This is a genomic window from Ruegeria sp. AM2, from assembly GCF_056540685.1.
Genome location: NZ_JBQFXE010000004.1, coordinates 200,280 through 219,100 on the forward strand (window position 1 = coordinate 200,280; position 18,821 = coordinate 219,100).

An 18,821-nucleotide genomic window follows, 5' to 3' on the forward strand; every position below is an offset into this window, starting at 1 on the left:
ACCCTTGGGAGCATATATTCTAAGACGCCTGTTGTTGGTGATCCCAACACTGCTGGGCATCATGATCGTCAACTTCACGCTGGTGCAGTTCGTACCGGGTGGGCCAATCGAACAGATACTGGCGCAGATGCAGGGCGAGGGCGACGTATTCGCCGGGTTCGCGGGCGGCGAGGGGTCCACCAACGAAGAGACCTTTGGTTCGGACAGTGAGTACATTGGCGCGCGTGGCCTGCCGAAGGAATTTATCGAGGATCTGGAAAAGGAATTCGGCTTTGACAAGCCGCCGGTCGAGCGGTTTTTGACCATGATGGGAAACTATCTGACGCTGGATTTCGGTCAGAGCTATTTCCGGTCAATCAGCGTAATCGATCTGGTGCTGGAAAAGATGCCGGTTTCGATTTCGCTGGGCCTGTGGTCGACGCTTATCGCCTATCTGGTGTCGATCCCGTTGGGTATTCGTAAGGCGATCCGCGACGGGTCGACCTTTGATACTTGGACCAGCGGCACGATCATCGTGGCCTATGCCATCCCCGGCTTTCTGTTTGCGATCCTGTTGCTGGTGCTGTTTGCGGGCGGGTCATACTGGCAGGTATTCCCTCTGCGGGGACTTACCTCGGACAATTGGGAAAACTTCAGCCTGCTGGGCAAGATTGCCGACTATTTCTGGCACATCGCCTTGCCGATTACGGCGCTGACAATCTCGGCTTTCGCAACGCTGACGTTGCTGACAAAGAACTCGTTTCTGGATGAGATCAAGAAGCAATACGTCATGACCGCCCGAGCAAAGGGTTTGGGTGAGCGCAAGGTTCTTTACGGCCATGTCTTCCGCAACGCGATGCTGATCGTGATCGCGGGCTTTCCGGCGGTGTTCATCGGCGTGTTCTTCGGTGGTTCGATCATCATCGAAACCATCTTCTCACTGGACGGTCTGGGCCGTTTGGGGTTCGAGGCTGCCGTGGCGCGTGACTATCCGGTGATCTTCGGGACGCTGTTCATCTTTGGTCTGATGGGGCTGGTCGTCGGCATCATCAGCGATCTGATGTATGTGCTGGTCGACCCGCGCATCGACTTCGAAAAGCGGGAGGGGTAAATGGCGCTTTCCCCTCTTAACCAGCGCCGCTGGCGCAATTTTCGCCGCAATGGTCGTGCGTATTGGTCGCTGCTGATCTTCTCGGTCTTGTTCGGCTTGTCCCTGTTTGCCGAGTTCATCGCCAATGACAAACCCATACTTGTGAAATACCGGGGTGAGTTCTATACGCCGATTTTCAACTTTTATGCTGAAACGCAGTTTGGCGGTGATTTCCAAACCGAGGCGATTTACCGCGACCCCGAGGTGCGTTGCCTGATCGACAGCGGCGGGCTGGATCAGTGTTTCGACGACCCTGACGGTATCCTCGACGAGATCAAGGCCGGAACGTTTGAGGCAGACGGGTTCGAACGCGGCTGGTCGATCTGGCCCCTGATCCCGTATTCCTACAACACCAGTGTTGACCGGCCAGGCGCGGCGCCGTTGCCGCCGAACAGCCAGAACCTGCTGGGCACTGATGACACCAAACGCGATGTTTTGGCCCGCGTGATCTATGGGTTCCGGCTTTCGATCCTGTTCACTCTGGTCGTGACGGGGGCGGCAAGTCTGATCGGCATTTTTGCCGGTGCCATTCAAGGCTTTTTCGGCGGCTGGCTCGATCTGATCTTCCAACGGATTATCGAGATTTGGTCCTCAACGCCGTCGCTTTACGTGATCATCATCATGTTCGCGATCCTTGGTCGAAGTTTCTGGTTGCTGGTCGCGTTGATGATCCTGTTTGGCTGGACCGGGCTGGTCGGCGTGGTTCGGGCCGAGTTTCTGCGGGCCCGAAACCTGGAATATGTGCGCGCCGCCCGGGCATTGGGCGTGGGCAACATGACGATCATGTTCCGGCACATGCTGCCGAATGCGATGGTGGCGACTCTGACATTTATGCCGTTCATCGTAACCGGAACGATCGGTGGCCTGGCCTCACTGGACTTTCTGGGCTTCGGCCTGCCATCCTCGGCACCCTCGCTGGGTGAGCTTACACTGCAGGCGAAACAGAACCTGCAAGCCCCTTGGCTGGCCTTCACGGCGTTTTTCACCTTTGCCATCATGCTGTCGCTTCTGGTCTTCATCTTCGAAGGCGTGCGCGATGCGTTTGATCCCAGAAAGACCTTCTCATGAGCCTTTTGGATGTGAACAACCTCAAGGTCTCGTTTCGGCAAGACGGTCAGATCAGCGCGGCGGTCAAGGGTGTCTCCTTCACCGTGGATCGGGGTGAGACGGTGGCGCTTGTGGGCGAATCCGGGTCGGGAAAATCTGTCACGGCGCTCAGCACTGTGTCGCTTCTGGGCGACAGTGCGATGGTCGAAGGCTCGGTGCAATATGACGGTCAGGAGATGATCGGCGCTGCTGAAAGCAAGCTGATGGATGTGCGTGGCAACGATATCAGTTTCATCTTTCAGGAACCGATGACCTCGCTCAACCCTCTGCACACGATCCAAAAGCAGATGGCCGAGTCTCTGTCGCTACATCAGGGCCTCTCTGGCAACGCGGCGCGGGATCGGATTCTGGAACTGTTGAACAAGGTCGGCATTCGCGACCCTGAAGAGCGGCTGGACAGCTATCCGCATCAGCTTTCGGGCGGGCAGCGACAGCGTGTGATGATCGCGATGGCGTTGGCGAACAAACCGGATATCCTGATCGCGGATGAGCCGACCACGGCGCTGGACGTGACCATTCAGGCGCAGATTCTGGAGCTGCTGGCCGAGTTGCAGAAATCCGAGAACATGGGAATGCTGTTCATCACCCATGACCTTGGCATTGTGCGTCGGATTGCCGACCGGGTTTGCGTGATGAAAGATGGCGAAATTGTCGAAGCCGGCATCACAGCCGAAATCTTTGACAACCCGCAGCATCCATATACGCGCAAACTGCTGGCTGCCGAGCCGTCGGGCCATCCCGACCCAGTGGCCAGAGACGCGGAAGAGGTCGCGCGTACCGATCACCTGAAGGTCTGGTTTCCCATCCAACGTGGCCTGCTAAAGCGCACGGTGGGCCATGTGAAGGCCGTGAACGACGCGACGCTTAGCGTGCGCGCCGGTGAAACGCTGGGGATCGTGGGCGAAAGCGGCTCGGGCAAGACCACGCTGGCGCTGGCAATCATGCGTTTGATCGCGTCCGAGGGTGGTATCACTTTCCGTGATCAGGACGTGCGCCGCTGGTCCACGCGAGAACTGCGGCGGCTGCGCAAGGACATGCAGATCGTGTTTCAGGATCCGTTCGGCAGCCTCAGCCCGCGCATGACATGCATGCAGATCATCGCCGAGGGTCTGGCGATCCACAATGTGGACGCCCACCGCGCTCCGCGTGAGTTGGTGGCCGAAGTTATGACCGAGGTCGGGCTCGACCCGGATGCGATGGACCGCTACCCGCATGAGTTTTCGGGTGGTCAACGACAGCGGATCGCGATTGCCCGCGCGATGGTCCTGCGGCCCAAGTTGCTGGTTTTGGACGAACCGACCAGCGCGTTGGACATGACTGTGCAGGTGCAGATCGTGGACCTTTTGCGCGACCTGCAACGGAAATATGGGTTGGCCTATCTGTTCATCAGTCACGACCTCAAAGTCGTGCGCGCCATGTCCCACAACGTTATCGTCATGCGGAATGGGGACGTGATCGAGATGGGCGCAGCCGAAGACCTGTTCGAAAACGCCCAAACAGATTACACCCGCGAACTGATTGCTGCGGCGGGCTGAGCGACAGCCCGCCACGATTGTTCAGGCGCTGGCAGTTTCGCGTGCCGCCCGGGTTGGCACCGGTCCGCGCAACTCTTCATAGTGATCGAAGCTCAGTTTGACCCAGCCGGTGCCGCGCGTGGCGCTGGCAAGCGTGCGATGCAGCTCGTCCTCGGCCACGGCGGGCAGGGTTGCATTGAAAATCTCCCAACCTGACGCGTTGGGATTGCCTTCAAAGCCCAGAACCTGCCCTTGCAAAGAGCTGATCGTCGGCACCAGATCGCCCACGAAATCCGATGGCAGATGGATTTCTGCATTCAGGATCGGCTGTAGCACCACGGGCTTGGCCTCGGGCAGCGCTTCGCGCACGGCGTTCTTTCCGGCCGTTCGGAACGCATAATCCGAACTGTCCACGTTATGGTGTTTACCATCGCTGAGCGTGACCTTGACATCGACCACCGGAAAGCCTTCCGGCCCCTGCTCCAACGCGTCCTTGGCCCCGTGTTCGACCGAAGGGATGTAGTTGCGAGGGACCGCACCGCCTTTGACGATTTCCTCGAACTGAAAACCGGACCCGCGGGGCATGGGCGCGATCGTGATCACCACATCGGCGAACTGCCCTGCACCGCCAGACTGTTTGCGGTGCCGGTGCCGGTGTTCGATGCGCGAGCGGATGGTTTCGCGATAGGCGGTCTCAACCACTTCGGTTTCGATCTCGATCCCAAAATCTTCGGCCAGTTTCGCCGAGACCCGCCGCATGTGCTGCGGACCTTGTGATCCCAGCACGGCGTGGCCGCTGAGTTCGTCCTGCTCCATATGCAATCCGGGGTCGATCTCGACCAGACGGGACAGCGCGTTGGACAGGCGCACATCGTCGCGTTCATGTGCGGGTGAAACCACCTGTCGATGGGCCGCCGGGTGCGACGCAGCCCATTCGGGTAAGGGTGTCGCTGTCTTGCTATCGTACAGATTGCCCGGGTTGAGGTGGTCGGATTTCACCGCCAAGCCGATCTGACCCGCCTCGAGCTGTGAAATCTGCGTCTTGGCGTCCAGCGTGGTCAGATTTCCGACCGTCTCGCCGCCCAGGTCTTCGTGGGCTTTGACGCCGTCGCCCAATCCACGCAGTACGATGATCTTGCCGATATGCTTCTTCACATCCGCAAATCCGGCAATGGCGCGGGCGTTTTCTGCAGCCTCGTCGCGATCCGCCGCTATGTTGAACTCGGGTGCTTCGTGGCGCAGAGCCTTCATCAGACGGGTCAGCCCGTTGCCATGGCTGGCCGCGCCCAGACAGGCGGGGATCAGTTGGTGGTTCTGTAGAACCTGCGCTGCCAGTTCATAGACTTCCGCGCTGGGCGGTTGCTTGTCTTCAATCAATTGTTCCAGCAGGTTGTCATCGAAATCTGACAGGGTCTCCAGCAACTCGGTCCGTGCTTCCTGTTCCCGGTCTTCGACCGATTGCGGCAGTTCGATCAGGGCCGAGGGCTGACCCTCCTGATATTTCCACGCCCGCTCCGAGATCAGATCAACCGCTCCGATGATCGTCTCGCCTTCGCGGATGGGAACCTGCCGCAACGCGATGTGATTGGTGCAATAGGTTTGCAAGGCCGAGATGATGTCGCGGATGCGCCCGTTGGGGTTGTCCATCCGGTTGATGAACAGGAAACAGGGAATCCCCGCTTCTTCGACCAGACGCAGATATGGGGCGCATAAAACGGCGGCGTCCGGGTCTGGCGGGACGACGACCACCGCCGCGTCTGAAATTGCCATGGCGGGGCCGACATAGGCGAGGTTATCGCCGCCCCCATCCACATCAATGGCGCACCAGGGTTCGTCCAAATAAGAAAAACCGTGCAGATGCACGGTTCCGGATACGTCGAAAGTGGTCGGCCGCCCGTCGAGGCGGCTGATCGCTTCGACCAAGGTGGTTTTGCCCGATTGGCTGGGGCCGAGGACGGTGAAAACGCGCATGAGTGCTGTCCCTCTTTCAGTTGCAAATTGGCTGCACGAATGGGTCTGTCGAACGCGGATGCGTCGGCGCGGGTTTGTCTGGTACTCGGCCTGCCTCGGGCGGTGGAAAGATGCGGCTTTCCACGCCTCAAGTGTGGAGAAAACCAGTGGCGGGCGTCAAGCCCTTCGTGCTGCGTTGGCGGAAACCGGGCGAAATATCGTCCGGTTCGCCGCCGTCAGATCGCCGAACTGTGGCCTGCCTTGCTCAGGTCATAGGCGTCAAAACTGCGCGCGATCATGCGGGTTAGCGCGCGGGCCTCGGGCGGGACGAACAGGCCCTTGTCCGTAATCTGCAGCAGGTTTTCGAACGTCGCATTTGCGCTTTGATACATTTGTTGCAGTTCCGACGCCGAAATATCGTGATCTCTGAGAATTTCGGCGGAATCGATCCGGAAATCGCACATCAAAGCCTCGATCAAGCGTGAGCGCAGCACATCCTGACCTTTGAACAGGTGTCCCCGAGCCGTGGAAAACTGCCCGTCGCGGATGGCTTTCGTGTGGACAGACGTGGCCGAGGCATTCTGTGCATAGCCCTGCGGAAAACGCGAGATCGAGCTTGCGCCCAAACCGACCAGAACGTCGGCCTGATCGTCGGTATAGCCCTGAAAGTTCCGTTTCAACCGACCCGCGTTCAGGGCCTTGGTCAGCCCGTCATCCTGAGTGGCGAAATGGTCGATCCCGATTTCGGCGTAATTGTCCCACAGGAACAGGCGTCGGGCCGTTTCAAACAGTTCCAGGCGCTGCTCGGGCGTCGGCAGTGCGTCGGACGGGATCATTTGCTGACGCTTGGCCATCCACGGAACGTGGGCATAGCCATAAAGCGCAACGCGATCCGGAGACAGGGACAGCAGCTTTTGCACGCTTTCCGTCATCCGCGCCTTGGTCTGGTGCGGCAGACCGTACAGAATGTCGGCGTTCAGGCTGGTGATGCCGCGCGCGCGGATCATGTCGACCGCGTTGCGGGTAACGTCATAGCCTTGAATGCGGCCGATGGTCTGCTGGATTTCATCATCGAAGTCCTGCACGCCGATCGAGGCGCGGTTCATGCCTGCCTCGGCCAGCGCATCCAGTCGGGCCTCATCGATTTCATTTGGATCGATCTCGACCGAGAATTCGGCGTCTGGCCCCAAAGGTACTACCTCAAGTATCCGCCCAGCCAGATCGCGCATCAGGTCCGGGTTCAGCAGCGTCGGCGTTCCGCCGCCCCAATGCAGGCGGGATAATGTCACGCCTTCGGGCAGGCGCGCCGCGAGCAAGTCGATCTCGGCCTTCAGCACATCCACATAGGCGATGACAGGGTTGTCGGTTTGGGTGCCCTGCGTGCGACAGGCGCAAAACCAGCACAGCCTGCGGCAGAACGGCACGTGGATATAGAGCGAGATGGAACTGCCGGGTTTGATCCCGGAAATCCACTCGCCGAACAAGCCAGACCCCACATCATTGTTGAAATGTGGGGCGGTCGGGTAACTTGTATAGCGCGGTACCTTAGCGTCAAAAAGTCCAAGCCGCGCCAATTGATGTTTCTTTGTCATGGCGCTAGGGCTATAACAGGGAGGGCTCAGGTACATTGACCGAGATCAAGTGGAAGCGCGAATGACACTCAAGGCCCTGTATGAGCATTCGAACTGTGACGATTGCCCGATCCGGCATCGCGCGGTCTGTGCGCATTGCGAGAAAGACGAGCTCGATGAGCTTGAAAGCATCAAGTATTACAGAAGCTTCGAGGCTGGTCAGACGTTAATCTGGTCCGGAGATCCGATGAACTTTGTCGGTTCGGTCGTGTCTGGAATCGCCTCATTGACCCAGACCATGGAAGATGGCCGCACCCAAATGGTAGGCCTGTTGTTGCCCAGCGATTTCGTTGGCCGCCCCGGGCGCGATTCTGCCCCTTATGATGTGGTTGCGACAACAGATCTGGTTATGTGTTGTTTTCGCAAGAAACCTTTCGAAGAACTGATGGTGACAACTCCGCACATCGCGCAGCGGCTGTTGCAGATGACTTTGGATGAGTTGGATGCAGCGCGCGAATGGATGCTGGTTCTGGGCCGTAAAACGGCGCGCGAGAAAATTGCCAGCCTGCTGTCGATCATCGCCCGGCGGGATGCCTCGATCAACAAATCGGGCATGTCCGGCCCGATCGTGTTCGATCTGCCGCTGACGCGCGAAGCGATGGCCGACTATCTGGGATTGACGCTGGAAACGGTGAGCCGTCAGATCTCGGCCCTGAAGAAAGACCAGGTCATCTTTCTAGAAGGCAAGCGCCACGTGACCATTCCGGACGTGGGCCGCTTGATGGAAGAGGCTGGCGACGACACCGATGGTGGATTTCTGGTCTGAGACCTGATCTGATCGGTCCCAGGACCAAAAAAGGATCAGGAGACAGACATGGAATTCAGTAGTGTTTTGGCAATGCTTTTCATTGGCGCGATTGCCGGTTGGCTGTCGGGCAAGATCATGGAAGGGCGTGGCTTTGGCCTGATCGGAAACGTCATCGTCGGGGTCGTGGGCGCGTTTTTGGCGGGCACCATCTTTCCGGCGCTTGGTTTCGCAGTCGGAGGTGGCCTGTTTTCGTCCATTCTGTTTGCAACGATCGGGGCCGTGATCCTGTTGTTCCTGATCGGGTTGGTGCGAAAAGCGTAAACAGAGAAAAGGCCGCCGTGCATCAGGGGGCCGGCTCGCAAGCGCCCTTGATCAGTGCGCCAGAAAAACCGGCACCGAGGATTGTTCCAGCATATTGCGGGTTGCACCGCCTAAGATGGCTTCGCGGAAACGCGAATGCCCATAGGCCCCCATAACGATCAGGTCGGCCTGAGTATCTGCCGCATGCCGGTTCAGAACATCCGAGATGCGAGTCATGGTCTTGCTCAGCACATCAATCTCGCATTTGACACCGTGGCGGGCCAGCATCTGCGACAGAAGGCCACCGGGGTCCGAACGGTCCGGTCCGTGGCGCGGCGGATCGATCACAACGATCCGCGCCAGTTCGGCCTGTTTCAGGAAGGGCAGAGCGCAGCGGACGGCACGCATCGCCTCGATGCTCTCATTCCAGCCGATCATGACCGTGCGCGGAGTTGGCGAGACCGGTTGCGCATTATCCGGGACCAGCAACACCGGTGCATGTCCTTCGAACATGGCGGCCTCGACAATCGGCTCGGCCTCGGCGTCGCGATCCTTGCCGTAGGGCAGCGGCAAAACGACCAGATCCGAAAACCGCGCCCTTCGCGCTACGTGACGTCCGATATCGGCGATCTGCGCCACGCCATTTTCAGCGGACCAACGCACACCTGATTTGCCCAGGTACTCTTTTGCAAAGGCCAACACTTGGTCGGCTTCGGCATTTGCGCGCGTCAACGTTTCCTGCAGAACCAGTGCGTTTGCACCGGCGTAATAATACCCGGTCTGGCTGCGGTCGACACCCAGGCACAGGGCCTCTGCATGGGCATCCTGTCCGTTTGCCAAAGTGACCATCTGCGCCAGCGCGGCTTTGGACAAATTCGTTTCCGTCATGACGGTGAGGAGTGATTTATACGCCATGTGGCCCTCTTGATTGTGACGCTTTTCGTCTGGTGCAGCGCGTATTCCCGAAAGGATACCTGTCACAGAAATTGTCGGCTTGTCTTGATGCAGATCAAAGCGGCAAATCGGCAGTTTCTGCATTACAGCATCCAGTCAAAAAGGGTTCCGCGCGGCTGAAGAATCGCGTGGGGCATGGCAAAGGGACGCAATATGTCAAATTACATCAAGCTGATCTTGCTTGGTCTGATCGCGATTTTCGCCGCGATCGGAACCAATTATGCACGCGATTTGGCGTATCAGGTGCATGCAATTCTGGTGATGCTGATCGCCATCGGATTATTCATCTGGACGCTGAGAAACACGGATGAGCCAGATACGTTCGTAGATCGCTCGGGCGAGTACATGGACGGCGTGATCCGTTACGGGGTGATTGCAACCGCCTTTTGGGGGGTGGTCGGGTTTCTGGCGGGGACCTTTATTGCGTTCCAGCTGGCCTTTCCGGTGCTCAACTTCGAATGGGCGCAGGGATATCTGAATTTTGGCCGTTTGCGTCCGCTGCACACTTCGGCCGTGATTTTTGCCTTTGGGGGTAACGCATTAATCGCAACCTCGTTCTATGTTGTGCAGCGCACCAGCGCCGCGCGCCTATGGGGCGGCAACCTCGCGTGGTTCGTGTTCTGGGGCTATCAGCTTTTCATCGTTCTGGCCGCGACCGGCTATGTTCTGGGCGGTACGCAGTCCAAGGAATACGCGGAACCGGAATGGTATGTTGACTTGTGGCTGACCATCGTTTGGGTCGCCTATCTGGCAGTGTTCCTGGGCACCGTGGTCAAACGGAAAGAGCCGCATATCTACGTGGCGAACTGGTTTTACCTTGCCTTTATCGTGACCGTTGCAATGTTGCATGTGGTCAACAACCTGACCATCCCCGTCAGCATCTGGGGCTCGAAATCAGTCATCGTCTGGTCGGGCGTACAAGACGCCATGATCCAGTGGTGGTACGGCCACAACGCCGTGGGCTTCTTCCTGACCGCAGGCTTCCTGGGCATGATGTATTACTTCATCCCGAAACAGGCCGAGCGTCCGGTCTTCAGCTACAAACTGTCGATCATCCACTTCTGGGCGCTGATCTTCCTTTATATCTGGGCTGGTCCGCACCACCTTCACTATACCGCACTGCCTGACTGGGCTTCGACGCTGGGTATGGTGTTCTCGGTCGTGCTGTGGATGCCTTCGTGGGGCGGTATGATCAACGGTCTGATGACCTTGTCGGGCGCATGGGACAAGCTGCGCACCGACCCTGTGATCCGCATGATGGTGATCTCGGTCGGCTTTTACGGCATGTCCACCTTTGAAGGTCCGATGATGTCGATCCGCGCTGTGAACTCTCTCAGCCACTACACCGACTGGACCATTGGTCACGTGCATTCCGGTGCGCTGGGCTGGAACGGTATGATCACCTTTGGTGCGCTGTACTTCCTGGTGCCCGTGCTGTGGAAGCGCGAGCGTCTGTACTCGCTGCAAATGGTCAGCTGGCATTTCTGGCTCGCCACCATCGGCATCGTGCTTTACGCCGCGTCGATGTGGGTCACCGGTATCATGGAAGGCCTGATGTGGCGCGAAGTGGATGCCAACGGCTTCCTGGTGAACTCGTTCGCCGACACCGTGGCGGCCAAGTTCCCGATGTATGTGGTGCGTGCTTTGGGTGGCGTGATGTTCGTCGCTGGCTCGGTCATCATGTGCTACAACCTGTGGATGACTGTGCGGAAAGCGCCGGCCAAAGAGGCCAGCCTGACCGTCGCGGTCCCGGCTGAATAGAGGGAGGGCCGGAGCAATGGCAATTCTCGACAAACATAAGATCCTCGAGACCAACGCGACCCTCCTGCTGGTATTCAGCTTTTTGGTCGTGACCATCGGTGGCATCGTGCAGATCACCCCGCTGTTCTATCTTGAGAACACCATCGAGAAGGTGGAGGGCATGCGCCCCTACACCCCCTTGGAGATGGCGGGGCGTGAAATCTACATTCGCGAAGGCTGCTATGTCTGCCACAGCCAGATGATCCGCCCCATGCGGGACGAGGTCGAACGCTATGGCCACTACTCGCTGGCGGCCGAGTCGATGTATGACCACCCGTTCCAGTGGGGCTCCAAGCGGACCGGTCCTGATCTGGCCCGCGTGGGTGGCCGTTATTCGGACCAGTGGCATGTGGACCACCTGCGTGACCCGCAGTCGGTTGTGCCGGAATCGGTGATGCCGAAATACGGCTTCCTCGAACACCGCAAGCTGGACGGCAAGTATATCGGTGACATCATGCAGGCGAACGCCGTTGTCGGCACGCCTTACACCGAGGACATGCTGGCCAATGCCGAGGCCGACTTCCGCGCGCAGGCTGATCCCGACAGCGACTATGACGGGCTGCTTGAGCGCTATGGCGACAAGGTCAGCGTGCGCAACTTTGACGGTCAGTCTGACCTGACCGAAGCGGACGCGCTGGTGGCTTATCTGCAAATGCTGGGCACGTTGGTCGATTTCTCGACCTTCACGCCGGACGCAAGCCGCTAAGGAGGGGGTGATGGAAGAATATACTCTCTTACGGCAATTCGCGGATAGCTGGATGTTGCTGCTGTTGTTTGGCTTCTTTGTCGGCATCGTGGTCTGGGTTTTCCGCCCCGGTGCCAGCATGGAATACAAGGACACTGCCAACATCCCGTTCCGGCACGCTGACGCACCAGCGCCCCTTCGGGGCGACGATAAACCCGCCGAATCCAAGGAGGCGCGGCCATGAGCAAGACACCTGAAAAACTGCCGGGTGATCCCAAGACAACCGGCCACAGCTGGGACGGTCTGGAAGAGTTCGACAATCCGATGCCACGGTGGTGGTTGTGGACATTCTACGCCACGATTTTCTGGGCTGTGATCTACACGATCATGTATCCGGCCTGGCCATTGGTTCAATCTGCGACGGCTGGTGTCACCGGCTGGTCCTCACGCGCGGAAGTGCAACAGGAGCTGGTGGCCTTCCAGGAGGCCAACGCCCCCTGGAGCGCAAAGCTTGTTGAAACACCGCTGGAAGAGGTCTCGGCTGATCCCGAGTTGCAGCAATACGCTGTAAACGCAGGCAGCGCCGTGTTCCGGACCTGGTGCGCCCAGTGCCACGGATCAGGGGCCCAAGGCGCGATGGGCTTCCCGAACCTGTTGGATGACGCGTGGCTGTGGGGCGGATCGCTTGAGGATATCGAGTTCACCATTGCCCACGGTATTCGCAACGAAGAAAGCGACGACGCGCGCTATTCCGAGATGCCGGCCTTTGGAGAAATTCTCGAACATGACGAGATCACGCAAGTGGTTCAGTATGTCATGTCGCTGACCAGTGCGCAGACCGACGATGCAGCGGCGCAGGCAGGCAAGGTTGTGTTCGAAGACAATTGTGCGGCCTGCCACGGCGAGGATGGCAAAGGTGACGTCACACAAGGCGCGCCGAACCTGACGGATGCCATCTGGCTCTATGGTGGCAGCCAAGAGGCCCTGACCGAAACGGTCACATACAGCCGCTTTGGCGTTATGCCTGCATGGAAAAACCGTCTGACCGACGCGCAAATCCGCGCTGTCACGGCATACGTCCACCAGTTGGGTGGCGGTCAGTAAGGCACAAAGAACACCTCCGGGCGGTCTCCCGCCCGAAGGCTGAGGCACCGGCTGTTCGATCTGTTCGCGCGTTTCCAGAACAGCCGGTGCCGACTTTCTACACTAAATTCCCGACCTTTTCAGGTCCAAAGCGCACTTGCACCGGATCACAGATCGTTCAGATCGACATCGCGGCGTGTTTCGGTCCACCAGTGACCTTCCGGCAGCCAACGCGATTTCCGTTGTTTCGATTTGGGTGCGTCCCGAATGGTCGGGGCATTGATCCGGGTTGCGGTCATGAAGGATCGTGCAAAAACGGTCAGCATTGTCAGCCTCCTATACGCTGTATTCAGTGACATCAGGATTGACCTTTGGCGCGTAGAATGCGACTCAATTGGAATTCAGACATGTAATCTAGGGTTACATATGGATTGGCTTGACTTGCCCCCTCTGGCGTCGCTCAGAGCATTTGCAGCCTTTGCAGAACGCCGAAATGTTGTTGACGCCGGAGCCGCGCTGAATGTCAGCCACGCTGCCATCAGCCAGCAGTTGCGCGCGTTGGAAAAACACCTTGGTGTGGCTCTTTTGGATCGGTCCGGAAAAACGCTGACGATGACAGCGGATGGTGAGCATCTGGCCCGCGCCCTGCACCTGGGTTTTGGAGCTATCGAATCTGCGGTCAGAGACATTGCGCGGTCAGGGGCAGAACGTCCCGTCCATGTCTCACTGACTCCGTCCTTTGCCGCGTCATGGCTGATGCCGCGTTTGCCGATGTTCCGCGAAGCCCATCCCGAAATAGATCTTGTGTTGGACCCAACACCGGACTTGGTTGAACTCCGCCCCGGCGGGGTCGATGTGGCAATACGCTATGGCTCGGGCGGTTGGTCCGGCGTTGAGGCGGACATGCTGCTGCAGACGCCGATGGTGATCGTCGCAGCCCCGCAGCTATTGGGGGACAAGACGAATTGGACCCCATCCGAGCTGGCGCAACTGCCCTGGCTTGAGGAGATTGGCACCACCGAGGGCACCACCTGGCTCGCACAACACCATGCCGGTCCTGCGCGCGGGGCGGGCCGGACCGAGCTACCGGGCAATCTGGTTCTGGACGGTCTGAGGGCCGGGCAGGGTGTCACCGTCACCGTGCGACATTTCGTCGAGGCCGACATAAAAGCCGGTCGCATAGTCGAGCTTTATGCCGAGCCAGACACGCGCGGGTACCATATTGTAACGCCGAAAACCCCAAAAAGACCGGCGGTTAAGGCATTTGTCGGTTGGTTGAAAAGGTTGGCGCGTGACGGATAAAGATGTTTGTACGATGCGCGTTTTGACCCATGTCAAAGTCTATTGTGCCGTGATCTGGAAGAAGACACTCAGAAGAGCCAGATCTGGAGCCAGCCCGTGAGCGATTCCGACCCCGCCCCCAGCTTATACGTAGCGAGGGAGCCAATTTTTCCAAGACGCGTATCCGGTCCATTCCGCAATTTGAAATGGATCATCATGGCGGTCACGTTGGGCATCTATTATGTGACACCGTGGATCAGATGGGACCGTGGCCCCAGCCTGCCGGACCAGGCCGTTTTGCTGGATCTGGCGAACCGCCGGTTTTACTTTTTCTGGATCGAGATTTGGCCGCACGAGTTCTACTTTGTGGCCGGTCTGCTGATCATGGCTGGTTTGGGTTTGTTCCTTTTCACTTCCGCTTTGGGGCGCGTCTGGTGCGGTTATGCTTGCCCGCAGACCGTGTGGACGGACCTTTACATTCTGGTCGAACGCTGGATCGAAGGGGACCGCAACGCTCGTTTGCGCCTACATCGTCAGCAAAAACTGGATTTCCGCAAGGCGCGCCTGCGGGTCACGAAATGGGCCGTGTGGTTGTTGATCGGCCTGGCCACCGGTGGTGCCTGGGTGTTCTACTTTGCCGACGCGCCGACGCTGGCGCGCGATCTGGTTACCGGCAACGCGCATCCCGTCGCTTATACGACGATCCTGATCCTGACCGGTACCACATTCCTGTTCGGTGGCTTTGCGCGTGAACAGATCTGTATCTATGCCTGCCCCTGGCCCCGCATTCAGGCCGCAATGATGGACGAGGATACTCTGGTCGTCGGTTACCGCGAGTGGCGCGGCGAACCTCGGGGAAAGGGTAAACGTACCGCAGACTCCGAGCTGGGCGATTGCATCGACTGCATGGCTTGCGTGAATGTCTGCCCTGTGGGCATCGATATTCGCGACGGGCAGCAGCTGGAATGCATCACCTGCGCGCTGTGCATAGACGCCTGTGACGACATGATGGCCAAGATCGGCAAGCCGCGTGGCTTGATCGACTACATGGCGCTGAGCGACGAGACTCGTGAGCGCGCGGGGCAGCCGCCCAAGAATATCTGGAAGCACATCCTGCGGCCCCGCACGATCCTGTATACGTCTCTTTGGTCGCTGGTCGGTTTCGCGCTGCTGTTTGCGCTGTTTATCCGGTCGGATATTGATCTGACCGTTGCTCCGGTACGGAACCCGACCTTTGTGACACTGTCCGACGGCACCATCCGCAATACCTATGATGTCCGCCTGCGCAACAAGCATGGCGAGGAACGGCCGTTCAAACTCACGCTCGCGGGTGATCCCGCCTTGCAGGTCGAAATCGAGGGGATCGAAGGTGATACTGTCATTGTGGCCCCGGATACGGCACAATTGACCCGCGTGTACATTTTTGCATCTGGTCAGACCGGCCCGGCCAGTGCCGAAGTGACTCCGGTGCGCATCTGGGTTGAAGACCTGAACAACGGCGAGCGCGCCCATAAGGACACCACGTTTAACGGACGGGGAAACTGACCATGGCCGAACGGAAATTCACAGGCAAACACGCCTTGGCGGTGTTCGTTGCGGCGTTTGGCGTGATCATCACCGTAAACCTGCTGTTGGCGTACAATGCGGTCAAAACCTTCCCCGGGCTTGAAGTAAAAAACTCTTACGTGGCCAGCCAGGAGTTCAATGAGCGTTTGCAGGAACAACAGGCGCTGGGTTGGGACATCCGTGCCGAAGTTTCTGGTGGCTTGTTGATATTGCACATCACCGACCAAACTGGTTCCCCGGTTCAAGTGGCCGAACTGCAGGCCATTGTCGGGCGCGCGACTCATGTGAAAGACGACTTCTCGCCCGACTTCACCTTTGACGGTCTGGCCTATGCCGCGCCTGCCGCGCTGGGCGAGGGCAACTGGAATATCCGACTGCTGGCCAAAGATCGCGATGGCACCGAGTTTGCGCAGCGCATCCCGCTCTATGTGAGGGGCTAGGACGTGAGCGCGCAGATGACATCCGGCACGGCGGCCTGTCCGGGCTGCATCGCCTCTCCGGCAGAACCGGCGCGGCCAATCCCGCAGGATGTGCAAATCGCGCTGTCGTTGCCGGGCATTCACTGCTCGGGCTGCATCGCGAATGTTGAACGCGCGCTGAATGCCGTTGCGGGGGTTGATGACGCGCGGGTCAACCTGACGCTCAAACGCGCTATGGTCAAAGCCGCGCCTGATCTGCGTGCCGCCGATCTGATCCCCGTACTGGAAGCGGCGGGTTACGAGGCGCATGAATTGGATCCCGGAGCTTTGTCCGCAACACAAGCGGACAAGGCAGGGCGTGACCTGCTCATGCGGCTGGCCGTGGCCGGGTTCGCCTCGATGAACGTGATGCTTTTGTCGGTCTCGGTCTGGTCCGGTGCGTCTGATGCGACACGCGACATGTTCCACTGGATTTCCGCGGCCATCGCCCTGCCCGCGATTGCCTTTTCCGCGCAGCCCTTTTTTGCAAACGCCTGGAGCGCCCTTCGTGTCCGTCGGCTGAACATGGACGTGCCGATTGTTCTGGCGATCCTTTTGGCACTGATGACGTCGCTTTGGGAAACAGCGTTAAGTGGTGAGCATGCCTATTTTGATGCAGCGCTGACGCTGACCTTCTTTCTGCTGGCCGGGCGCTATCTCGACTATCGCACCCGTGCGGCTGCCCGGTCTGCCGCCGAGGAACTCACCGCGCTTGAGGTGCCCCGCGCCGTTCGCGTTGTGGACGGCGTTGAACACGAGGTCGCAGTGTCTGATCTGAACGTCGGCGACCTGATCCTTGTGCGCCCCGGTGGTCGGATGCCCGTGGATGGCGAGATTGTCTCAGGTCAGTCAGAACTCGACCGATCCCTACTGACCGGGGAAACCCTGCCCGTCTTTGCCGAAACCGGCCTGACGGTCAGCGCAGGTGAGGTCAACCTGACCGGCCCCCTGACCATTCGCGCGACGGCTGTGGGTGAAGACACCTCATTGCATCGCATGGCTGATCTGGTGGCCATCGCGGAATCGGGTCGGTCACGGTATACCTCGCTGGCGGATAAGGCCGCCAAGCTATATGCGCCGGGAGTACACATTTTGTCGGCGCTGAGTTTCGTTGGCTGGTACATCTATTCCGGCGATATCCGCACCGCGCTGAATATCGCGGCTGCGGTGCTGATCATCACCTGTCCCTGTGCGCTGGGGTTGGCGGTGCCCGCGGTGACGACAGCCGCCTCGGGGCGGTTGTTCCGCAAGGGGATGCTGATCAAACATTCCACCGCTCTGGAACGTTTGGCCGAGGTGGATACGGTCGTTTTTGACAAGACCGGTACGCTGACGTCTGGGACGCCTGAACTGACCAATCTGGGGGATCACTCCCGCGCTGATCTTGAGATCGCACTGGCGCTGGCCGTGGCGTCGTCGCACCCGCTGTCGGTTGCCCTGACACAGGCTGCGCGCGAGGCCGGGATCAAACCGGCCACGCTGAAAGACGTCATCGAGGTTCCTGGCTATGGCACCGATGGCACCTATCGCGGCCAACGGGTCCGTCTGGGTCGCGCGGCCTGGACCGGCGCAGACGAAGGCGACCAGACCGCCGCGTGGCTATCCGTCGCGGGGCAGGCGCCTACGGCATTCCTGTTCTCGGACAGTTTGCGCCCCGGCGCAGCCGAGGCCGTCGCGGCGTTCCGCGATGCGGGTAAAGAAGTCATTCTGATCTCGGGCGACACGCAGGGCGCGGTTCAGGCGCTGGCGGGCAAGCTAGGCATCCAAACTTGGATCGCGCAAGCCCTGCCGCAGGACAAGGCCAGCCATGTGCAAAAACTCAGCGAGCAGGGACGGCATGTTCTGATGGTCGGGGACGGCCTCAACGATACCGCCGCGCTGGCGGCGGCACATGTGTCAATTTCACCGGCCTCGGCGCTGGATGCGGCGCGGGTGGCCTCGGATATCGTGCTGCTGGGCAACGATCTGTCGCCCATTGCCGACGCCTGCGATACGGCGGTGAAGGCGACGAAACGGATTCGCGAGAACTTTCGCATCGCGACCGTCTATAATATCATTGCGGTGCCGCTGGCCGTGGTGGGATTGGCCACGCCCCTGATCGCGGCGCTGGCGATGTCGACCTCGTCGATCACCGTGTCCCTGAATGCCCTGCGCGTGAGATAACACATGGAAGTTCTGGCCTATCTGATCCCGATTTCCCTGCTTTTGGGCGGGGTTGGCCTGGTGGGGTTTGTCTACACGGTCCGCTCGAACCAATATGACGACCCGGAAGGCGACGCACGCCGTATCCTCAGCGATGAATGGGACGACAAACCCAAGCCCTGAGTGCCCTTGAAATTGCCGCAATGCCCGGTTATGTCCGGCCCATCCGCTAGCAGAGAGAATCCCGCCAAATGGCTACCATGAACCCGATCCAGTTTATTCAGCAAGTCCGTGCCGAAGTCGCAAAGGTCGTCTGGCCCACCCGGCGCGAAGTTCTGCTGACCACGGTCATGGTGTTCATCATGGCAGCCCTGACGGCTGTGTTCTTTGCTCTGGTCGATCTGGGTATTCGCGGTGGCCTTCAACTGATCCTGGGCGCTTTTGGCTAAGCCAGTTCCGGGCCAGCCGTGCGC

General features: G+C 59.2%; 19 protein-coding genes. 15 read left to right on the forward strand and 4 right to left on the reverse strand.

Features of this window, described 5'->3' with window-relative positions:
- Positions 1–4: 4 nt before the first annotated feature.
- Genes ACR0CR_RS11355 through ACR0CR_RS11365 form a run of 3 tightly spaced genes read left to right on the forward strand, consistent with a single transcriptional unit; the run spans position 5 to position 3,771 of the window.
- Positions 5–1,090, forward strand: a complete 1,086-nt coding sequence (locus ACR0CR_RS11355; protein WP_480599059.1) for a microcin C ABC transporter permease YejB — start codon at positions 5–7, stop codon at positions 1,088–1,090.
- Entirely contained in the window at positions 1,091–2,197 is a 1,107-nt protein-coding gene (locus ACR0CR_RS11360) for an ABC transporter permease (RefSeq protein WP_480599061.1), read from the forward strand.
- Entirely contained in the window at positions 2,194–3,771 is a 1,578-nt protein-coding gene (locus ACR0CR_RS11365; RefSeq protein WP_480599062.1) for an ABC transporter ATP-binding protein, read from the forward strand. The genes ACR0CR_RS11360 and ACR0CR_RS11365 overlap by 4 nt, the downstream gene beginning before the upstream one ends.
- A 21-nt stretch (positions 3,772–3,792) precedes the next feature.
- Here ACR0CR_RS11365 and ACR0CR_RS11370 read toward each other — a convergent pair whose 3' ends face one another.
- Positions 3,793–5,721, reverse strand: a complete 1,929-nt coding sequence (locus ACR0CR_RS11370; RefSeq protein ID WP_480599064.1) for an elongation factor G — start codon at positions 5,719–5,721, stop codon at positions 3,793–3,795.
- A 215-nt stretch (positions 5,722–5,936) separates the two neighbouring features.
- Positions 5,937–7,292: an oxygen-independent coproporphyrinogen III oxidase gene (hemN, locus tag ACR0CR_RS11375; RefSeq protein WP_480599066.1), complete on the reverse strand. Its 1,356-nt coding sequence runs from the start codon at positions 7,290–7,292 to the stop codon at positions 5,937–5,939.
- A gap of 61 nt (positions 7,293–7,353) precedes the next feature.
- On the opposite strand from hemN, the gene fnrL reads away from it, so the two are divergent.
- Positions 7,354–8,097 (forward strand): transcriptional regulator FnrL, encoded by a 744-nt coding sequence (gene fnrL / locus ACR0CR_RS11380; protein ID WP_480599067.1) that lies wholly within the window; start codon positions 7,354–7,356, stop codon positions 8,095–8,097.
- A 48-nt stretch (positions 8,098–8,145) separates the two neighbouring features.
- Positions 8,146–8,400 carry a GlsB/YeaQ/YmgE family stress response membrane protein gene (locus ACR0CR_RS11385; protein WP_480599069.1) on the forward strand — a complete coding sequence of 85 codons (255 nt, stop codon included), beginning with the start codon at positions 8,146–8,148 and terminating at the stop codon, positions 8,398–8,400.
- Positions 8,401–8,451: 51 nt separating this feature from the next.
- Here ACR0CR_RS11385 and ACR0CR_RS11390 read toward each other — a convergent pair whose 3' ends face one another.
- Positions 8,452–9,294: a universal stress protein gene (locus tag ACR0CR_RS11390; protein ID WP_480599070.1), complete on the reverse strand. Its 843-nt coding sequence runs from the start codon at positions 9,292–9,294 to the stop codon at positions 8,452–8,454.
- A 192-nt stretch (positions 9,295–9,486) separates the two neighbouring features.
- Between ACR0CR_RS11390 and ccoN the strand changes: the two genes are divergently transcribed.
- Genes ccoN through ccoP form a run of 4 tightly spaced genes read left to right on the forward strand, consistent with a single transcriptional unit; the run spans position 9,487 to position 12,922 of the window.
- Positions 9,487–11,094, forward strand: a complete 1,608-nt coding sequence (gene ccoN / locus ACR0CR_RS11395; RefSeq protein WP_480599072.1) for a cytochrome-c oxidase, cbb3-type subunit I — start codon at positions 9,487–9,489, stop codon at positions 11,092–11,094.
- Positions 11,095–11,110: 16 nt separating this feature from the next.
- A complete protein-coding gene (ccoO, locus tag ACR0CR_RS11400; protein ID WP_480599073.1) occupies positions 11,111–11,839 on the forward strand; it encodes a cytochrome-c oxidase, cbb3-type subunit II in 729 nt (242 codons plus the stop codon).
- 10 nt (positions 11,840–11,849) lie between these two features.
- Positions 11,850–12,062, forward strand: a complete 213-nt coding sequence (locus ACR0CR_RS11405) for a cbb3-type cytochrome c oxidase subunit 3 (RefSeq protein WP_480599075.1) — start codon at positions 11,850–11,852, stop codon at positions 12,060–12,062.
- On the forward strand, positions 12,059–12,922 hold the full coding sequence (gene ccoP / locus ACR0CR_RS11410) for a cytochrome-c oxidase, cbb3-type subunit III (RefSeq protein WP_480599077.1): 864 nt from the start codon (positions 12,059–12,061) through the stop codon (positions 12,920–12,922). Before ACR0CR_RS11405 ends, ccoP begins: the two co-directional genes overlap by 4 nt.
- A 146-nt stretch (positions 12,923–13,068) precedes the next feature.
- Here the strand turns inward: ccoP and ACR0CR_RS11415 are convergent, their stop codons facing one another.
- Positions 13,069–13,227 (reverse strand): hypothetical protein, encoded by a 159-nt coding sequence (locus ACR0CR_RS11415; protein WP_480599078.1) that lies wholly within the window; start codon positions 13,225–13,227, stop codon positions 13,069–13,071.
- 100 nt (positions 13,228–13,327) lie between these two features.
- Between ACR0CR_RS11415 and ACR0CR_RS11420 the strand changes: the two genes are divergently transcribed.
- From ACR0CR_RS11420 to secE, 6 genes are all read left to right on the forward strand, one after another.
- Positions 13,328–14,203 carry a LysR family transcriptional regulator gene (locus tag ACR0CR_RS11420; RefSeq protein ID WP_480599079.1) on the forward strand — a complete coding sequence of 292 codons (876 nt, stop codon included), beginning with the start codon at positions 13,328–13,330 and terminating at the stop codon, positions 14,201–14,203.
- A 96-nt stretch (positions 14,204–14,299) separates the two neighbouring features.
- Positions 14,300–15,727: a cytochrome c oxidase accessory protein CcoG gene (gene ccoG / locus ACR0CR_RS11425; protein ID WP_480599081.1), complete on the forward strand. Its 1,428-nt coding sequence runs from the start codon at positions 14,300–14,302 to the stop codon at positions 15,725–15,727.
- 2 nt (positions 15,728–15,729) lie between these two features.
- Positions 15,730–16,188 carry a FixH family protein gene (locus ACR0CR_RS11430; protein WP_480599082.1) on the forward strand — a complete coding sequence of 153 codons (459 nt, stop codon included), beginning with the start codon at positions 15,730–15,732 and terminating at the stop codon, positions 16,186–16,188.
- 3 nt (positions 16,189–16,191) lie between these two features.
- Complete coding sequence (locus ACR0CR_RS11435) at positions 16,192–18,369, forward strand: heavy metal translocating P-type ATPase (protein WP_480599084.1); 2,178 nt, start codon at positions 16,192–16,194, stop codon at positions 18,367–18,369.
- A gap of 3 nt (positions 18,370–18,372) precedes the next feature.
- A complete protein-coding gene (gene ccoS / locus ACR0CR_RS11440) occupies positions 18,373–18,531 on the forward strand; it encodes a cbb3-type cytochrome oxidase assembly protein CcoS (protein WP_480599086.1) in 159 nt (52 codons plus the stop codon).
- A 68-nt stretch (positions 18,532–18,599) separates the two neighbouring features.
- On the forward strand, positions 18,600–18,797 hold the full coding sequence (gene secE / locus ACR0CR_RS11445) for a preprotein translocase subunit SecE (RefSeq protein ID WP_058272489.1): 198 nt from the start codon (positions 18,600–18,602) through the stop codon (positions 18,795–18,797).
- The last annotated feature ends 24 nt before the right edge of the window (positions 18,798–18,821 follow it).